This is a genomic window from Aquitalea sp. FJL05 (genome assembly GCF_003852595.1).
Classification (GTDB): domain Bacteria; phylum Pseudomonadota; class Gammaproteobacteria; order Burkholderiales; family Chromobacteriaceae; genus Aquitalea; species Aquitalea aquatilis.
In genome coordinates, this window is the sequence record NZ_QAJS01000012.1 from 40109 (window position 1) to 57339 (window position 17231).

A 17231-nucleotide genomic window follows, 5' to 3' on the forward strand; every position below is an offset into this window, starting at 1 on the left:
GCTGGTGGCGAATCAGGGACTCGAACCCCGGACCTGCGGATTATGATTCCGTCGCTCTAACCGACTGAGCTAATTCGCCGGGAGCTTTGCGTGAGCAAAGCTCGGAAAACTGTGGTGGCGAATCAGGGACTCGAACCCCGGACCTGCGGATTATGATTCCGTCGCTCTAACCGACTGAGCTAATTCGCCACATTTCTCGATGCGCTTGCACCGAGACGCGAACTATACGCAGCGTTTTTTCGGCTGTCAACCAAAAATGCGTGCGATCTGCGGCGGGCTTGCTGCGTTACAGGGTGTGGCAGCGGTCGCCCTGGGTAAAGCCCAGCCAGTCGATGCTGATGCCACGGCCAAAGCCGATCACCTTGAACAGTTCGCCCATCTCCTGCATGGACAGCAGCTTTTGCACCATGGCCACCACCGGCAGATAGTTGGCGCTGTCGTCGGCATCCAGTTCGCCCAAGAGCTGGGTGATGCCGGCATTGATCAGGAATTGCGCCTGGGTGGTGTAGCCGATCAGGTCCAGCCCGGTGTCGATGCCGGACTGGGCGATGGCGGTGAAGTCCACGTGGCAGGTGAGGTCCATCAGGCCGGGCAGGAAGAACGGATCGTCCACGGTGTGGTGGCGGTAATGGCCGATCAGCGTACCCATATGGCGTTGCGGGTGGTAGAACTCGGCTGCCGGGTAGCCATAGTCCACCAGCAGGATGGCCCCGCGCACCAGGTGGCGCGCCAGGGTGTGGATGAAGGCGGTGTTGCTCAGGCTCAGTTCGCTGATATAGCCGGCCTGGCTGATGTTCAGTGCCGCTGCCTGCCCTTGAAGGGCCGGGTCCTGGATGGGGCGGTCCTGCCAGATGAACTGCTCACCCTCCAGCGCCACGCCGCGTTGTTGCGGTTCGGGGGTCCAGTGCAACAGCTCGCAGGGCATGGCATCCAGCACTTCATTGCCGATCACCACGCCATCCAGTTCTGCCGGCAGCACGCTCAGCCATTGCAGGCGGTCGGCCAGATGGGGCAGGGCGGCGCGGATGGCGTTTTGCTGGCGCTCGATCAGGTCGGCCGACAGGTCGATGATGATGTACTGTTCCGGCAGGCAGTCCAGCGCTTCCAGTTCGGTGAGGATGTCGATGGCCAGCTTGCCGGTGCCGGCACCGAATTCATACAGCTTGCCGGCCGTTTGCGGCAGCAGTTCGGCAATCTGTCTGGCCAGGGTGCGGCCAAAAAACGCCGACATCTCCGGCGCGGTGGTAAAGTCGCCGGCGCTGCCCAGCTTGTGGCTGCCGGCCGAGTAATAGCCCATGCCGGGTGCGTACAGCGCCAGTTCCATATAGCGTGAAAAGGGAATCCAGCCGCCGGCGTCGCTGATGGCCTGGCGGATATGGGTGCACAGTGCCTGGCTGGTGGCCAGTGCCGCCGTGCTGGGAGCGGGTAAGGTGGTCATGGAATGCATCCTGCTACAATGTGCGGCGATTGTGGGCGAAAGCAGGGCGCGGGAGAAGAGGCCCCGCGCATTTTATCGCCGTCTAGCGCTGGCCGGTGCGTGTCGCCGGCAGTGGGTAACCATTCGGAGATGAACAGCAGATGGCGCGACAGCAAGAAGCCGCCGAGCAGGTGCTCGAGCAGCGCGTGGTGTTGATTACCGGTGCGGCGCGCCGGGTTGGTGCGGGCATTGCCCGGTTGTTGCATGCGCGCGGCCTGCGGCTTTTGCTGCATTATCGCGGCTCGCAGCGCGAGGCCGAGGCACTGGCGGCCGAGCTTAATGGCCGGCGGCCGGCTTCGGTGCGGCTGTTGCAGGCTGATTTGCTGGACATGCAGGGCTTGCAGCAGTTGGCAGCACAGGCGGTGGCCGCTTTTGGCCGGCTGGATGGCCTCGTCAACAATGCCTCCAGTTTTTTCCCTACCGAGCTGGGCGAGATCGACGAGCTGGCCTGGCACGACCTGATGGGCAGCAATCTCAAGGCACCGCTGTTTCTCAGCCAGGCAGTGGCCCCGGCCCTGCGTCGTAGTGGCGGGGCCATCGTTGGCATTTCCGACATTCACGTCGAGCGGCCCATGCGTCGCCACGTGGTGTACAACCTGGCCAAGGCCGGCCATGCCCAGCTGATCCGCAGCCTGGCGCTGGAGCTGGCCCCGCTGGTGCGGGTGAACGGCGTGGCACCGGGGGTGAATCTGTGGCCGGAGGACGATGCCTCGTTTGATGCGGCCGAGCGTGCCAGTATCGAGGCCACCATTCCGCTGCAACGTACCGGCGAGCCGGATGACATTGCCCGCGCCGTGGCTTTCCTGTTGCTGGATGCCAGCTATGTCACCGGCCAGATCCTGGCGGTGGATGGTGGTCGCAGCATCGTGCTGTAGGTCTTGCCGCCACAGCCGCAGGCCATGCCGGGAAAGAGCGTGGATTTTGGCGGGGAAAAACAGTAAAATCGCCTGTTTTTCAATTTCTTAGCCGTACCCCATGTCCGAACAGAACGCCGTACTCGACGACAAGGCCAAAAAGGCCGCCTTCGAGGGCAATAAACTGGCCAAGCGCCTGCGTCACCATGTGGGTGATGCCATCAATGATTTCAACATGATCGAAGAGGGCGACCGGATCATGGTGTGTCTGTCCGGCGGCAAGGACAGCTATACCATGCTGGACATCCTGCTGGGTCTGCAAAAATCCGCCCCTATCGATTTCTCCATCGTGGCGGTGAATCTGGACCAGAAACAACCCGGCTTCCCGGAAGACGTGCTGCCCGGCTATCTGGCTTCCATTGGTGTGGAATACCGCATCATCGAGGAAGACACCTACTCCATCGTCAAAAAGCTGGTGCCGGAAGGCAAGACCACCTGCAGCCTGTGTTCGCGGCTGCGCCGTGGCATCCTGTACCGCGTGGCCGACGAGCTGGGGGCCACCAAGATCGCGCTGGGCCATCACCGCGACGACATCCTGCACACGCTGTTCCTCAATATGTTCTACGGCGGCAAGCTCAAGTCCATGCCACCCAAGCTGGTGTCGGACGACGGCAAGCACATGGTGATCCGCCCGCTGGCCTATTGCCGCGAAAAGGATATCATCCGCTATGCCGACTTGCGCCAGTTCCCCATCATTCCGTGCAATCTGTGCGGCTCGCAGCCCAATCTGCAGCGCCAGGTAGTGAAGGAAATGGTCAACGACTGGGACAAGCGCTTCCCCGGCCGCGTGGAAAGCATGTTCCGCGCCCTGCAAAACGTGGTGCCTTCGCATTTGTGCGATACCGGCCTGTTCGACTTTGTCGGCCTGCAAACCGGCGACAGTCCCTTCGAGAATGGCGACACCGCCTTTGACAAGGAAGAGTTCAATGATCCACTGCCTGCGGCGGAGGATGAGGATGTTCCGTTGAGGCGCACCATCAGCATTCTGGATTCCCGCAAGCCGGGCGAGGGGAGCGCTTGTGGCGCGTAGAGCCTTGCATCCTTTCCGCCGCCGGGTGCGTGCGGCGGTAGACGACATGCCGGAAGTGGAAATCTCCGAAGCCGGCAATATCCGGTCCTTGCATCTGGGCTCGGAAACCATCCAGAGCTCGATGGACATGGACGAGCCGGCCGAGCTGGTGTTGTCCTACAGCCGCGCCATGATGGCCTTTCTGCTGTGGAACGACGACCCGCGCCATATTCTGCAGATCGGCCTGGGCGGCGGATCTTTCGCCCGCTTCATCGACGAATATCTGCCGGACGCGGTTAGCGTGGCGGTGGATATCAATCCGCAAGTCATCGCCGTGGCGCGTGCCTTTTTCAAGCTGCCGGAAGAGGGTGATTTCTTTGAAATCATCGAGGCCGACGGTGCGGATTACGTGAAGATTTTCCGTGGCTCCACCGACGCCATCCTGGTGGACGGTTTCGACGGCTTGCAGATTGTTGACGAACTCACCAGCGAAGATTTCTTCGAAGATTGCAAACGCGCGCTCAGTCCGCATGGCGTGTTCGTCACCAACTGGTGGAGCGGCGACAAGCGCTATCACAGCTTTGTCGAGCGTCTGCTCAAGGTATTCGAGGGCCGCGTGCTGGAGCTGCCTTCGGCCAGCCATGGCAATGTGGCGGTGATGGCCTTCCGCCAAAGCCCCACGCTGACCCAGTGGGAAGCGCTCAAGGAGCGTGCCGACCGCATGGAATGCCGCTTCGGGCTGGAGTTTGGCGACTTCGTCCAGCGGCTGAAACAGACCAACCAGAGCACGGCCGGGCATCTGCTGATCTGATTGCGCCGTGTTGTGTGGTGGCGGGCATTTTGTCACGTTTGGTAACCCCAGCAGCCCGTCAAGCAGGCGTATAATGCGGCGCTTGAAACTGCACACGCGCGGTTTGAGCCAGATCAGCAAGCCCGCCAGCCAGGCGAGGCACACTGCCAGACCTTACCGAATTCAGTGCATGGTCGCCGTGGGCGGCCATGGCAGGTTTTTACTTTGTTGGGACTATCATTGTGATCAAGCAGCAATTGCTTAACCGTATCGCGGACAAATCCGCCGTCATCGGCATCGTGGGTCTGGGCTATGTCGGCCTGCCGCTGATGCTGCGTTTTGCCGAAGTGGGCTACAAGGTACTGGGCTTTGACATCGACCAGAGCAAGGTTGACGCCCTGACCGCCGGCAAGAGCTATATCGAGCATATCAGCGCTGACAGCATCGCTACCGCGCTGACCCGTGGTTTTGAAGCCACCACCGATTTTTCCCGCGCGCCGGAAGCCGACACCCTCATCCTGTGCGTGCCGACCCCGCTGAACAAATACCGCGAGCCGGATCTGTCCTTCGTGCTGGATACCATGGACAGCCTGGTGCCCTACCTGCGCGAAGGCCATCTGGTGTCGCTGGAGTCCACCACCTACCCGGGTACCACCGACGAAGAGCTGCTGCCGCGCATGCAGTCCCGTGGTTTCCAGGTGGGGGAGAATGCCTTCCTGGTGTTCTCGCCGGAGCGTGAAGATCCGGGCAATCCCAATTTCACCACCCGCACCATTCCCAAGGTATGTGGCGGTTACAGCCCGGCCTGCCAGGAAATCGGTGTGGCGCTGTACAGCGCGGTGATCGACAAGGTGGTGCCGGTGTCGTCCACCCGCGCCGCCGAAATGACCAAGCTGCTGGAAAACATCCACCGTGCGGTGAATATCGGTCTGGTCAACGAAATGAAGATCGTTGCCGACAAGATGGGCATCGACATTCACGAAGTGATTCGCGCTGCTGCCACCAAGCCCTTCGGCTTCGTGCCCTACTATCCGGGCCCGGGCCTGGGTGGCCACTGCATCCCGATTGACCCGTTCTACCTCACCTGGAAAGCGCGTGAATACGGCGTGAACACCCGTTTCATCGAGCTGGCTGGTGAAGTGAACAGCAATATGCCTGACTGGGTGGTGGCGAAAGTCGCTGCTGCGCTGAACACCCGCAAGAAAGCCATCAATGGCAGCCGCGTGCTGGTGCTGGGCATTGCCTACAAGAAGAACGTGGACGACATGCGCGAAAGCCCGTCGGTATTCCTGATGGAAAAGCTGCGTGATCTGGGTGCAGAAGTGTCCTACAGCGACCCGCACGTGCCGGTGTTCCCGAAAATGCGCGAGCACCACTTCGAGCTGTCCAGCGTCGCGCTGGATGCCGCCACCATCGCCAGCTACGACTGCGTGCTGCTGGCCACCGACCATGACAAGTTCGACTATGCGCTGCTGAAGCAACACGCCCAGCTGATCGTCGACAGCCGTGGCAAGTATCTGGAACCCGCCGACCACATCGTCAAGGCTTGATCTTGTCGGCATAACGCAAGCAGGCGACCCCACGGTCGCCTTTTGCCGTTTAAGCACAGAACGGAACCCACCATGAAAACCGTACACCACGCCCCCATTACCGACCGCAAGATCCGCTTCGCGCTGGTTGGTTGTGGCCGCATTGCCAACAACCATTTCGGCTCGCTGGAACAGCATGCCGATCGCGCCGAGCTGGTAGACGTCTGTGATGTTGATCCGGCTGCGCTGCAAGCAGCAGTCGAGCGCACCGGTGCCCGTGGCCACAGCAATCTCACCGACATGCTGGCCTCCACCAATGCCGACATCATCGTGCTGACCACCCCGTCCGGCCTGCATCCGGCACAGAGCATCGAATGCTCGGAAGCGGGTTTTCACGTGATGACGGAAAAGCCGATGGCCACCCGCTGGGAAGATGGCCTGGCCATGGTGAAAGCTGCCGACAAGGCCGGCAAGCGCATGTTCGTGGTGAAACAGAACCGTCGTAACGACACCCTGCAACTGCTCAAGCGCGCCATGCAGGAAAAGCGTTTCGGCCGTATCTACATGGTCAACGTCAATGTGTTCTGGACCCGTCCGCAAAGCTATTACGATCAGGGCGGCTGGCGTGGCACCTGGGAATTCGACGGCGGTGCCTTCATGAACCAGGCCAGCCACTATGTGGACCTGCTGGACTGGCTGATCGGCCCGGTGGAAAGCGTGCAGGCTTACACCGCCACGCTGGCACGCAATATCGAAGTGGAAGACACCGGCACGGTCAGCGTCAAATGGCGCTCCGGCGCGCTGGGCAGCATGAACGTGACCATGCTCACCTACCCCAAGAACCTGGAAGGCTCCATCACCATCCTGGGCGAAAAGGGTTCGGTGCGGGTGGGTGGGGTGGCGGTCAATGAAATCCAGCACTGGGAATTCGCCGAGCCGCACGCCATGGACGATGAAATCAAGAACGCCAGCTACGCCACCACCAGCGTCTACGGCTTTGGCCACCCGCTGTACTACGACAACGTGATCAACGTGATGCAGGGCAAGGCCGAGCCGGAAACCGACGGCCGCGAAGGGCTGAAGTCGCTGGAACTGCTGATTGCCATGTATCTGTCGGCCCGCGATGGCCGTCGCGTCAGCCTGCCGCTGGATTATTGATCTGATTCAGGTTCCGGATGTCCCGGAGGAGAGTAGCGATGAAGGCATTGATGGTGTCGGTAGCCTTGCTTGGCATGGCGGGTATTGCCCAGGCTGCTGAAAGCGTGGTGGGCGTGTACAAGCAGGGTGGCTATGTGGCGACCAAGCTTGAATTAAAAGCCGATCATCGGTTTTCGTTTGAAATCCTGGGCTCCGGGATTAAAGGCGAGGCTTCCGGTCTGTGGGAGAAGGCGGATGGCGGTGTCACGCTGACGACTGATCCATTCCCTCCGGTGTTTCGTTTATTGGAAACCAAGGCGGATAGTGAGCACTGGGTTGTGGAGTTTGTGCAGCCTGATGGCCAAACAATGCCCGGCAAACCTTCTCCGCGTTCCGCTCTGGGGATGAATGGCCTGGGGGCTGCGTTGGTCCACAACAATGGCCAGGTGCTGACGATGGGCAATGGCGACATCGGGCCATGGCAAGTCAGTTGGCCGCGTGAAGGTGTGCTGAAACAAGTCGTGGTTGCCAACGCCTTGAATGTTTTCCAGGCACCTACCTTTATTCCGGCACAGCCTGGACAGAGCCGGTATCGCATTGCCGTGGATATCGCCTCGGCCTATAAGATTCCGTTCAATAAATCCTTGGTCAGCGTTTCGCCGGACCGGGCAGAGCTGATTACGCCTGAATCCGGCTATAAATTGAATTTGAGTAAAGAGACAGATTAATCCCGGCAGCATCTGGATTATCGAGCCTTGTCCCGGCCCGTAACACGCGGGCCGGTCTGTCATCCCGATTGGCATACAGCAACACTGAAACACACTCATGGCTGAAGAAAAGAAAGACCCCTGGCTGAATTATTTGGCGCTCACCACCGTCATCCTGGCCGTGTGCGCCACGCTGTCCACCTTCAAGGGCGGCGGTTTTTCCACCCGCAGCGTCATCGCCCAGGCTCAGGCCTCGGACCAGTGGGCCTACTATCAGGCCAAGGGCATCAAGGGCAATCTGTACGATGTCGAGCGTGAACGGCTGCAATTCGAAATGGAGCAGCTGCCGGCCACGGCGCCACAGCGCGAGCATTACCAGCAGCAGCTGAAAAAGCTGGGCGACAAGGTGGCGCGCTACAGTGCCGAACGCAAGGACATCGAAAAGATGGCCCGCCAGCTGGAGGTGGAACGCGATGCCGCCCAGCGTCAGGGCAAGCCCTTTGGCGTGGCGGTGATTTTCCTGCAGGTGGCCATCCTGATTTCTTCCATCGCCGGTCTGTTCAAGCGCAAGCTGATCTGGCTGGCGGCACTGCCGGTGGGGCTGCTGGGCCTGGTGTATTTTGCCGACGGTTTTTTCCTGTTTTTCTGAATCTGAGCGCGAGGCCTGGACATGACCCAATACACCGTACACCCCACTGCCATCGTCGATGATGGCGCGCACATCGGTGCCGGCACCCGTATCTGGCACTGGGTGCATATCTGCAGCGGTGCCAACATCGGTGAGCGCTGCTCATTCGGGCAGAACGTGTTTGTCGGCAACGACGTCGAGATCGGCAACAACGTCAAGATCCAGAACAACGTCTCCATCTACGATGCGGTGACGCTGGAAGACGACGTGTTCTGCGGCCCGTCCATGGTGTTCACCAATGTCAACAATCCGCGCAGCCATGTCAGCCGCAAGGATGAATACCGCCGTACCGTGGTCAAGCGTGGTGCCTCCATCGGCGCCAATGCCACCATCGTCTGTGGCCATCATGTGGGCGAGTATGCCTTCATCGGTGCCGGTGCCGTGGTGACCCGCGATGTGCCGGCCTATGCGCTGATGGTGGGTACGCCGGCCAAGCGCATCGGCTGGATGTGCGCCTGCGGCGAGCGCCTGCCCAACGATATCGGCACCCACGCCTGCTCGGCCTGCGACAGCTTTTACCAGATCGGTGGCAATCACTGCGCACCGGCCTGAGACGCGGCAGTTTGCGCCACGCCTTTCTCTTTCATCATTGACGGCTGTCCGCAGGACAGCCTGGCCCCAGCAAGGAATCGAGCCATGAGCATCCAGTTCATCGACCTCAAAGCGCAGTACCAGCATCTGAAAGCCGACATCGACGCCCGCATCCACGCGGTGCTGGATCATGGCCAGTACATCATGGGGCCGGAAGTCAAAGAGGTGGAGCAGCAACTGGCCGCCTACACCGGCGTCAAGCATGCCATCGGCGTGTGCGATGGCACCAAGGCGCTGCTGATTGCGCTGATGGCGCTGGGCGTGGGGCGTGGCGACGAAGTCATCACCACGCCCTTTACCTTCATCGCCACCGGCGAAATGATTGCCCTGCTGGGCGCCACCCCGGTGTTTGTCGACATCGACCCCATCAGTTACAACATTGATCCGGCGCTGCTGGAAGCCGCCATCACCCCGCGTACCCGCGCCATCATGCCGGTCAGCCTGTACGGCCAGTGCGCGGACTTTTCCGCCATCAACGCCATTGCCGAACAACACGGCATTGCGGTGATCGAAGACGGCGCACAAAGCTTTGGTGCCAGCCAGCACGGCAAGAAGTCGGGCAACCTGTCCACCATCGGCTGCACCAGCTTCTTCCCCAGCAAGCCGCTGGGCTGCTATGGCGACGGTGGTGCCTGCTTCACCAATGACGACGAACTGGCGAAGAAAATGCGCGAAATCCGCCTGCACGGCCAGGACCGTCGCTACCACCACCCGGTGATCGGCCTGAATGGCCGGCTGGATACCATCCAGGCCGCCGTGCTGCTGGCCAAGCTACCCAGCTTTGCCGACGAAGTGGCCGCCCGCGAGCGCATCGGTGCCCGCTACAGCGCGCTGCTGCAGGACGTGGCCCGTGTGCCGGTGATCTGCGTGGGCAATACCCATGTCTACGCCCAGTACACCATCGAGGTGGACAATCGCGAAGCGGTGCAAAAAGCCCTGCAGGAACTGGGCGTGCCCACCGCCGTGCATTACCCGATTCCGCTACACCTGCAGCCGGCCTTTGCCCATCTGGGGCAGGGCGAGGGCAGCTTCCCGCTGGCCGAAGCCGCCGGCAAGCGCGTGATGAGCCTGCCGATGCACCCCTTCCTGGATGAAGCCACCCAGGACGCCATTGTCGCGGCGGTGAAAAAGGCATTGAGCTGAGCGTGCTGGCCAAACTCAAGGCCAGGCTGGCGCAGGGCGGCTTTGCCCGCAATGTCGCCACCCTGGCTGGTGGCGCAGCGGTGGCGCAGTTTCTGCCGGTGCTGTTCACCCCCTTGCTGACCCGCCTGTACAGCCCGGCCGATTTTGGCGTGCTGACGCAGTTTGTCGCCTGGCTGTCCAATCTGGTGGTGATTGCCACCTGGCGCTACGACATGGCGGTGGTGCTGCCGGAAGAAGACAGCGACGCCATGCGGCTGATGGTGCTGGCGTTGCTGTTCAATACCCTGCTGCTGGCCGGGCTGAGCGTGCCGCTGCTGCTGGCCGGGCCGTGGATTGCCGCGCAGCTGCATGCGCCGGCCATGGCACCCTGGCTGCCGCTGCTGCCACTGGGTATCTGGGTGGCGGCCAATAATCAGATCTGGACCAACTGGAACAACCGCCAGCGCCGCTACAGCGCCAATGCCCAGGGCCGCATGGGGCAGTCTGCCGCCATGGTGACGGTGCAGCTGGCCGCCGGTTTCGGCAAGCTGGGCGCGCTCGGTCTGCTGCTGGCGCAGATCGCTGGCCAGACCGCCTCCTGGCTGGTGCAGGCGCGGCAGGACTGGCGCGCACTGCCGCAGTGGCTGCGCACCGCGCGCAGCGGTGGCATGGGGCGCATTCTGCGCCGCTATCGTGAATTTCCGCTGGTCAACACGCCGCATGCCTTTGTGGTGGCGCTGCAGGACTCCTTGATGGTGCAGCTGCTGGGCATGCTGGCCAGCGCCGAGCTGATGGGCCATTACGGCCTGGTGGTGCGGGTGCTGAAGCTGCCCGCCGCCTTGCTGGGGCAGGCGGTATCGCAAGTGCTGTACCGCGATCTGGCCGAAGCCCATGCCAAGGGCCACAGCCTGCGGCCGCTGCTGAAAAAGGCGCTGCTGGTGCTGTCGGCGCTGGCCATTGTGCCTTTTCTCATCATCATGGCCTGGGGCGGGCCGCTGTTTGCCTTTGCCTTTGGCGAACAATGGCGTGATGCCGGCCTGATTGCCGCCACGCTGACCCCGTCCTTCTTCTGCATGTTCCTGGCCGCGCCCTGTTTCATGGTGCCGATGGTGTTGTCGCGCCAGCGCCAGTCGCTGCTGTTTGCCCTGCTAGGCGTGGTGGTGAACCTGGGTTCGCTGGGCGTGGTGTACTGGGCCGGCGAGGATGCGCATCAGGTGTTCCGCCTGCTGTCGGTGGCTGTTTCCATCTATTACATCGTTTACATGGTCTGGGTATTCCGGCTATGTCGCCAACTGGAGCAAGAACATGCTCACGGCTAACTCGCTGACGCTGTGCGATTACCTGTCTGCCTTGCCCGGCATGCTGCGTGGCCGGGCATTCCAGCGCGCGGCGCTGCGGCGCGAATTGGCAGGCCGATTCGGTGTGGACGAGGCGCGCATCGGCCTGTACGACACCGGCCGTGCCGCACTGCGCGTGCTGTTGCAGCAACATGGCATAGGCGCGGGGGATGAGGTGATTGTCCCGGCCTATACCTGCGTGGTGGTGCCCAACCAGATTCCGGCGCTGGCGGCCACGCTGCGTTTTGTCGATGTCTCTGCTGACACCTTGAATTTCGATTGGGACGTGCTGGCCGCCGCCATTGGCCCAGCCACCCGCGCAGTCATCGTGCCGCACAATTTTGGCCTGCCTTGTCGTGTGCCGGAGGCCTTGCGCGCTGCCCATCCGCAAGTAAAGTTCATCGACGATGCCGCCCACGGTTTTGCCAGCCAGCTGGACGGCCAATGGCTGGGCAGCTATCACGATGGCGCTTTCTTCAGTTTTGAATACTCCAAAAATCTGAGCGGTGGCATCGGCGGGCTGGCCATCTTTCCGTCCGGCATGGCCGCACCGCAGCAAGAGTGGCCGGAGCTGTCCTGCGCCGATGAATGGCGTTTGCTGGCCACGCTCAAAGCCCATCTGCTGACTGCGCGCTGGCCACTGCTGGGGCGCATCACCATGGCGATTAACCGTCGTGTGGGGCTGATTTACCGCTCGGCTGATGCCGAAGTGACGCAGGGCGTGCCGCATCCGGTACGCGCCATGCCGCTGCTGTCCAGCGTACTGGTGCGCCGCCAACTGGCCCATCTGTCTGCCACACTGGCGCACAAGCAGGCGCTGGCCCGGCGTTATCAGCAGGCTTTGGCAGCACTGCCGTTTATCAAACAATGGCCGCTACCGGCCGGGGCGGAGTGCCACTGGGTGCGCTACCCGTTTGCGCTGTCCCGTCCGGTGGGCAACAAGGCCGCCGTGGCGCGGCGCTTGAGCCAGGCCAGCGGGCTGAATATCGGCGTGTGGTTTGATGATGTGATTCACCCGGCCGGCTCCTTCCGCCACGGCTATGTGGCCGGTAGTGCGCCGCAGGGCGAGCAACTGGCCGCCACGGTGCTGAATCTGCCGATGAATATCGCGCTGGCCGACGATGCGCGGCTGGCTGGCCGGCTGGACAAGCTGCTGGCCGAGCTGCGCTGCATCGAGAAAGAAAACATTCAATGAAGCTGTTGTTGATCGGCTCGGCCTCGGTACATACCTGGCGCTATCTGGCCGGCATCGCCCCGCATGTGGCAGAAATCTGGCTGGCCTGCAATGGCGAAGTGCCAGCGGACAAGCGCCCGGCCAATCTCAAGGGCGAGCTGCGGCTGGACTTTGGCCTCAAGGCCTTGGGTAGCGCTGGCAAACTGCGCCGCTGGATAGCGCAGATCGGGCCGGACCTGGTGCATGTGCATCAGGCCAATAGCGTGGCTTGGCATGCGCGCCGTGCTCTGGTGGGCAGCCATGTGCCCATGGTGCTGACTGCCTGGGGCTCGGATGTGCTGCTGCTGCCGGACAGTAACCGGCTGATGCGGCAGATGGTGGCGGGCAATTTGCGCGCGGCCAGCGCCATTACCTCGGATTCGTTGTACATGGCGGCGAAAATCCGCCAGCTGGCGGGCGAGGACTGCCGTATCGATGTGCTGAATTTCGGCATGGACGCCTTGCCCGCGCAGCCGGATATTGCCGCCAAGGCCAACAAGGTGCTGTCCTGCCGCCTGCACAAGCCGCTCTATCGCATCGACGCTATCCTGCATGCCTGGCAGCAGGTGGAAGCCAGTGGCCGTTATCCGGACTGGAGTCTTACCGTGGCCGCCAGCGGCGAATCCACGGATAGCCTGAAAGCCTTGGCTGCCAGCCTGGGGCTGCAGCGGGTGGAATTCACCGGCTTTGTGTCGTCTGCGGTCTTGGCTGGCCTGTATCAGGAATCGCGGCTGTTTGTCAGCGTGCCGCGCTCGGACGCCACCAGCATCAGCCTGCTGGAAGCCATGGGGCACGGTTGCCTGCCGGTACTGTCCAATCTGCCGGCCAATGGCGAGTGGGTGATCGATGGCCTCAACGGCCTGATTGCCGAAGACATCGCCCGTCTGGCCGACAGTCTGCACGCCGGCATGGCCTGGGCGGCGGACAATGCCCGTCTGCAACAGGCGGTGCAGCTGAACCGTCAGCTGGTGGCGCAAAAGGCGCTACACCAGACCAATATGCAGCACTTTGCTGATCTCTATGCCAGCCTGTTGTCCGGGCCGGCGCACAAGGATTCTGTCGTATGAAAGTAGCCCATCTCACTTCCGCCCATCCGCGTCACGACATCCGCATTTTCGTGAAGGAATGCGCCACCCTGGCCGCTGCCGGCCATGAGGTGACCCTGATCGTGGCGGATGGTCTGGGCGAGGAAATCAACAAGGGTGTGCGCTTTCACGATGTCGGCCCCAAGACCGGTGGCCGCTTTGCCCGCATGACCGGCACGGTGCGCCGGGTGTACGAAGCAGCGCTGGCGCTACGCCCGGACATCGTGCATTTTCACGACCCTGAGCTGATCCCGGCTGCGCTGCGCTTGAAGCAGGCCGGCATCAAGGTGATTTACGACGTGCACGAAGACATGCCACGGCAGATTCTGGCCAAGCACTGGATTCCCGGTGCGGTGCGGCCACTGGTGTCTGGCAGCTTCGAAACGGTGGAAGACTGGGCGGCCAAGCGTTTTGACGCGGTAGTCACCTCCACCCCGCACATCCGCAAGCGCTTTGCCAAGCTGGGCGGCCGGGTGCTGGATGTGTGCAATTTCCCGATTCTGGAAGAGCTGGTGCGCGACACGCCGTGGGACAGCCGCAAGAACGAGGTGTGCTATATCGGCGGCATCAGCCGCATTCGTGGCATCGCCCCCATTGTGGCCGCGTTGCCGGATACCGCCACCCGGCTGAATCTGGCCGGCATCTGGAGCGAAACCGACTTGCGCGCCGAGCTGGAAGCCCAGCCCGGCTGGGCAAGAGTGAATGATCTGGGCGTGCTGGACCGCAAGGGCGTGGCCCAGGTGCTGGCACAAAGCAAGATCGGTCTGGTGACGCTGTTTCCCACCCCCAATTACGTCGATGCACTGCCGATCAAGCTGTTTGAATACATGGCGGCCGGCATGCCGGTGATTGCCAGCGACTTCCCGGTATGGCGCGAAATCGTTGATGACGCTGGCTGCGGCGTGCTGGTGGACCCGCAAGACCCGTCGGCCATCGCCGAGGCCATCAACAGCCTGATGGCGGATGAAGAGTGCATGCGTGCACTGGGCGAAGCCGGCAAACAGGCGGTGCTACAGAAATACAGCTGGGCGGCAGAGGGCCGCAAGCTGGTGGAACTCTACGCCCAACTGGCCTGAGGAGACGCTATATGGACAAACCCACCCGCCATCATCACGGCCCGCTGGCTCACCTGAGCCATCTCATCCGCACCCGGCCGCGGCTGTTTGTCGCCATCGTGTTTGGCCTGGCGGTGGCGCAGGCGCTGGCCATGTTCACCCCCATGCGCACACTGACTGCCTATGTAATGGGCTGGAATGCCGGGGCCGGCCTGTATCTGCTGCTGGCGCTGCACATGATGCACGGGGCCGATGCCGAGCAGATCCGCCACCGGGCGGCGCGGCAGGATGAGGGCGAGATGGCGATTCTGGCACTGGTGGTGCTGGCGGCCGTGGTGTGCCTGTTGTCCATTGTGGCGGAGCTATCGGTGGCGAAAGACCTGCACGGCAGCAGCCGTGGCCTGCATATCGGCCTGTCGGTGCTCACCATCTTTACCAGCTGGCTGTTCACCCAGATGATGTTTGCCCTGCATTACGCCCACCAGTATTACGTGGCGCTGTTCCGCTGCGGCAAGCCGGGGCTGGAATTCCCCGGTGAGGAAGAACCCAATTACAGCGATTTCTTTTATTTTGCGGCGGTGATCGGCACCTCGGGCCAGACCGCCGACATCAGTTTCAGCTCACGGGCCATGCGCCGCATCGGCTCCGTGCATTGCATTTTGTCCTTCCTGTTCAATACCACCGTGCTGGCGATGATGATCAACATCGCCGCCGGCCTGTTCTGACAGGCGGACCCTAACCTTTTCGGAAAAGCAGCAGCGTGCGCATTCTCTATATCAATCACTATGCCGGCAGCCCGCGCCACGGCATGGAATTCCGCCCCTATTACCTGGCGCGCGAATGGGTGAGGGCCGGCCATGAAGTGAACATGCTGGCGGCCGATACCTCGCATCTGCGCCAGACCAATCCGCGCTTGACCAGCAAGTATCAGGACGAAGACATCGACGGCATCCGCTATACCTGGTGCAAGACTCCGGCCTATCCGGGCAATGGCCTGAAGCGGGTGATCAACATCTTCAGCTTTCTGGGCAAGGTCATGGGCCTGTCCGGACGCTACCTGAAAGAATGGAAGCCGGACGTGGTGATTGCTTCGTCCACCTATCCGCTGGATACCATTCCCGCCGCCTTCATTGCCGGCAAGACCGGTGCGCGGCTGGTGTACGAGGTGCACGACCTGTGGCCGCTGACGCCGGTGGAGGTGGGCGGCATGTCGAAGAAACACCCTTTCATCCGCCTGATGCAATGGGCCGAGGACTTTGGCTACCGCAAGGCCGATACCGTCATTTCCATGCTGCCCTGCGCCCGTGACTACATGATGGAGCACGGCATGGCGGCGGAAAAATACCATGTGGTGCCCAATGGCGTGGATGTGGCCGAATGGCAGGGCGCAAACAGCCAGTTGTCGATCGAACACCTGGCGGTGCTGGCGCAACTGAAGGCCGACGGGCGTTTCCTCATCGGCTATGCCGGCGGGCATGGTCTGGCCAATGCGCTGGATTTCCTGCTGGAGGCCGCCGCGCAATTGCAGGACACGCCGGTCAGCTTCGTGCTGGTGGGCGATGGCCCGGACAAGGCCGCGCTGGTGGAAAAGGCTGCGGCGATGGGCTTGTCCAATGTCTTGTTCCTGCCCAGCATTCCCAAGCGGGCGGTGCCAGCCTTCCTCGCGCAAATGGACAGCCTGTTCATCGGCTGGCGCAAGCTGCCCATCTACCGCTTCGGCATCAACCCCAACAAGTTGTTTGACTACCTGATGGCCGGCAAGCCGGTGATCCATTCGGTGGAAGCTGGCAATGACATGGTCAAGGAAGCCGGGGCGGGGATCAGCGTTGGCGCGGAAGACCCGGCTGCCATCGCCGGGGCGGTACGCCGCATGGCAGCGTTGACGCCCAACGAGCGTGGCCGCATGGGCGCGGCGGGGCGGCAGTATGTGCTGGCCCATCACGACTACCGCGTGCTGGCGCAGCGTTTCCTGCAAGCGGTATTGCGCAAGGGTTGATGCCATGTTGCGCCTGCTGGGAAAACTGCTGCGTCTGGGGTTGAAGCTGGCGGTCTGGGTCGCCGTGTTCTTCTGCAGCATGGTGCTGCTGGCCATGCTGCTGGATGCCGGCCCGCTGTGGGCCTTGGCACTGCTGGCGGTGTATCTGGGCTGTTACGCGCTGGCCAGCTGGTGGCAATGGGGCCGCCTGCAGACGGCCTTGCTGGCCGGCTGGTTCGGCCTGTTCTGCGGTGCCATGTTCTACTGGGACAAGCATGGCGGCGGCGGTCAGCCCGCACCGGAGTGGCTGAAGCTGCTGGCGCACTGGCATGGACTGGGCTGGATCGTGTTGGTGTTGCTGTTTTTGCCGCTTACCTTGCTGGAAATGCTGGTCAAGCAGCTGCGCCGTCGCCGTGAGCGGGTGCAGGCTCCGCCGGCTGATGTCTTCACGGCCAATCCGGCGCAGTTTGATTTGCAGCAGTCGTTTGAGCAGGCAGAACAGAGACAAAAAACCGTGCAAACCTGTCCTAACGGCGAGGATAATAGCGGTTTTAACCTTCATGACCGGCGTAATGTGACGCCGGAAGACAGGTGAGTGCGGG

17 protein-coding genes and 2 tRNA genes are annotated in these 17231 nt (G+C 62.1%); 16 read left to right on the forward strand and 3 right to left on the reverse strand.

Features of this window, described 5'->3' with window-relative positions:
- Positions 1 to 2: 2 nt before the first annotated feature.
- The 3 genes from DBR44_RS11520 to DBR44_RS11530 all read right to left on the reverse strand — a co-directional run bounded on the left by DBR44_RS11520 (position 3) and on the right by DBR44_RS11530 (position 1438).
- Positions 3 to 79, reverse strand: a tRNA-Met gene (locus DBR44_RS11520).
- Between the two features lie 33 nt (positions 80 to 112).
- A tRNA-Met gene (locus DBR44_RS11525) sits at positions 113 to 189 on the reverse strand.
- Between the two features lie 97 nt (positions 190 to 286).
- Complete coding sequence (locus tag DBR44_RS11530; protein WP_124644185.1) at positions 287 to 1438, reverse strand: class I SAM-dependent methyltransferase; 1152 nt, start codon at positions 1436 to 1438, stop codon at positions 287 to 289.
- A 140-nt stretch (positions 1439 to 1578) separates the two neighbouring features.
- Here DBR44_RS11530 and DBR44_RS11535 point away from each other — a divergent pair, with 140 nt between their 5' ends.
- The 16 genes from DBR44_RS11535 (at position 1579) to DBR44_RS11610 (ending at position 17224) form a co-directional block, all read left to right on the forward strand.
- Positions 1579 to 2352 carry a pteridine reductase gene (locus DBR44_RS11535; RefSeq protein ID WP_124644186.1) on the forward strand — a complete coding sequence of 258 codons (774 nt, stop codon included), beginning with the start codon at positions 1579 to 1581 and terminating at the stop codon, positions 2350 to 2352.
- Between the two features lie 100 nt (positions 2353 to 2452).
- Positions 2453 to 3421, forward strand: a complete 969-nt coding sequence (ttcA, locus tag DBR44_RS11540) for a tRNA 2-thiocytidine(32) synthetase TtcA (RefSeq protein ID WP_124644187.1) — start codon at positions 2453 to 2455, stop codon at positions 3419 to 3421.
- Positions 3411 to 4211 carry a polyamine aminopropyltransferase gene (locus DBR44_RS11545; protein WP_124644188.1) on the forward strand — a complete coding sequence of 267 codons (801 nt, stop codon included), beginning with the start codon at positions 3411 to 3413 and terminating at the stop codon, positions 4209 to 4211. Before ttcA ends, DBR44_RS11545 begins: the two co-directional genes overlap by 11 nt.
- Before the next feature lie 224 nt (positions 4212 to 4435).
- Positions 4436 to 5740, forward strand: coding sequence for a nucleotide sugar dehydrogenase (locus DBR44_RS11550; protein ID WP_124644218.1), 1305 nt, complete (start codon positions 4436 to 4438; stop codon positions 5738 to 5740).
- Positions 5741 to 5812: 72 nt separating this feature from the next.
- Entirely contained in the window at positions 5813 to 6877 is a 1065-nt protein-coding gene (locus tag DBR44_RS11555) for a Gfo/Idh/MocA family protein (RefSeq protein ID WP_124644189.1), read from the forward strand.
- Positions 6878 to 6915: 38 nt separating this feature from the next.
- Positions 6916 to 7584, forward strand: a complete 669-nt coding sequence (locus DBR44_RS11560; RefSeq protein ID WP_124644190.1) for a hypothetical protein — start codon at positions 6916 to 6918, stop codon at positions 7582 to 7584.
- Between the two features lie 97 nt (positions 7585 to 7681).
- A complete protein-coding gene (locus DBR44_RS11565; RefSeq protein WP_124644191.1) occupies positions 7682 to 8212 on the forward strand; it encodes a DUF4337 domain-containing protein in 531 nt (176 codons plus the stop codon).
- Between the two features lie 21 nt (positions 8213 to 8233).
- Positions 8234 to 8803, forward strand: coding sequence for an acyltransferase (locus tag DBR44_RS11570; RefSeq protein WP_124644192.1), 570 nt, complete (start codon positions 8234 to 8236; stop codon positions 8801 to 8803).
- 84 nt (positions 8804 to 8887) lie between these two features.
- Entirely contained in the window at positions 8888 to 9985 is a 1098-nt protein-coding gene (locus DBR44_RS11575) for a DegT/DnrJ/EryC1/StrS aminotransferase family protein (RefSeq protein WP_124644193.1), read from the forward strand.
- Between the two features lie 2 nt (positions 9986 to 9987).
- Positions 9988 to 11283, forward strand: a complete 1296-nt coding sequence (locus tag DBR44_RS11580; protein ID WP_199731027.1) for a lipopolysaccharide biosynthesis protein — start codon at positions 9988 to 9990, stop codon at positions 11281 to 11283.
- Positions 11270 to 12496 carry a DegT/DnrJ/EryC1/StrS family aminotransferase gene (locus tag DBR44_RS11585; protein WP_124644194.1) on the forward strand — a complete coding sequence of 409 codons (1227 nt, stop codon included), beginning with the start codon at positions 11270 to 11272 and terminating at the stop codon, positions 12494 to 12496. Before DBR44_RS11580 ends, DBR44_RS11585 begins: the two co-directional genes overlap by 14 nt.
- Complete coding sequence (locus tag DBR44_RS11590) at positions 12493 to 13581, forward strand: glycosyltransferase family 4 protein (protein ID WP_124644195.1); 1089 nt, start codon at positions 12493 to 12495, stop codon at positions 13579 to 13581. The genes DBR44_RS11585 and DBR44_RS11590 overlap by 4 nt, the downstream gene beginning before the upstream one ends.
- Positions 13578 to 14675, forward strand: a complete 1098-nt coding sequence (locus tag DBR44_RS11595; RefSeq protein ID WP_124644196.1) for a glycosyltransferase family 4 protein — start codon at positions 13578 to 13580, stop codon at positions 14673 to 14675. The genes DBR44_RS11590 and DBR44_RS11595 overlap by 4 nt, the downstream gene beginning before the upstream one ends.
- Before the next feature lie 11 nt (positions 14676 to 14686).
- Positions 14687 to 15379, forward strand: a complete 693-nt coding sequence (locus DBR44_RS11600; RefSeq protein ID WP_124644197.1) for a DUF1345 domain-containing protein — start codon at positions 14687 to 14689, stop codon at positions 15377 to 15379.
- Between the two features lie 35 nt (positions 15380 to 15414).
- Positions 15415 to 16650: a glycosyltransferase family 4 protein gene (locus DBR44_RS11605; protein WP_124644198.1), complete on the forward strand. Its 1236-nt coding sequence runs from the start codon at positions 15415 to 15417 to the stop codon at positions 16648 to 16650.
- Positions 16651 to 16654: 4 nt separating this feature from the next.
- Positions 16655 to 17224: a hypothetical protein gene (locus DBR44_RS11610; RefSeq protein ID WP_124644199.1), complete on the forward strand. Its 570-nt coding sequence runs from the start codon at positions 16655 to 16657 to the stop codon at positions 17222 to 17224.
- The last annotated feature ends 7 nt before the right edge of the window (positions 17225 to 17231 follow it).

Bases quoted from the DNA above. Each gene is read 5' to 3' on its own strand.
- DBR44_RS11530 (WP_124644185.1), bottom strand. From the start codon at position 1,438: ATGACCACCTTACCCGCTCCCAGCACGGCGGCACTGGCCACCAGCCAG.
- DBR44_RS11535 (WP_124644186.1), top strand. From the start codon at position 1,579: ATGGCGCGACAGCAAGAAGCCGCCGAGCAGGTGCTCGAGCAGCGCGTG.
- ttcA (WP_124644187.1), top strand. From the start codon at position 2,453: ATGTCCGAACAGAACGCCGTACTCGACGACAAGGCCAAAAAGGCCGCC.
- DBR44_RS11555 (WP_124644189.1), top strand. From the start codon at position 5,813: ATGAAAACCGTACACCACGCCCCCATTACCGACCGCAAGATCCGCTTC.
- DBR44_RS11560 (WP_124644190.1), top strand. From the start codon at position 6,916: ATGAAGGCATTGATGGTGTCGGTAGCCTTGCTTGGCATGGCGGGTATT.
- DBR44_RS11565 (WP_124644191.1), top strand. From the start codon at position 7,682: ATGGCTGAAGAAAAGAAAGACCCCTGGCTGAATTATTTGGCGCTCACC.
- DBR44_RS11570 (WP_124644192.1), top strand. From the start codon at position 8,234: ATGACCCAATACACCGTACACCCCACTGCCATCGTCGATGATGGCGCG.
- DBR44_RS11575 (WP_124644193.1), top strand. From the start codon at position 8,888: ATGAGCATCCAGTTCATCGACCTCAAAGCGCAGTACCAGCATCTGAAA.
- DBR44_RS11585 (WP_124644194.1), top strand. From the start codon at position 11,270: ATGCTCACGGCTAACTCGCTGACGCTGTGCGATTACCTGTCTGCCTTG.
- DBR44_RS11590 (WP_124644195.1), top strand. From the start codon at position 12,493: ATGAAGCTGTTGTTGATCGGCTCGGCCTCGGTACATACCTGGCGCTAT.
- DBR44_RS11595 (WP_124644196.1), top strand. From the start codon at position 13,578: ATGAAAGTAGCCCATCTCACTTCCGCCCATCCGCGTCACGACATCCGC.
- DBR44_RS11600 (WP_124644197.1), top strand. From the start codon at position 14,687: ATGGACAAACCCACCCGCCATCATCACGGCCCGCTGGCTCACCTGAGC.
- DBR44_RS11610 (WP_124644199.1), top strand. From the start codon at position 16,655: ATGTTGCGCCTGCTGGGAAAACTGCTGCGTCTGGGGTTGAAGCTGGCG.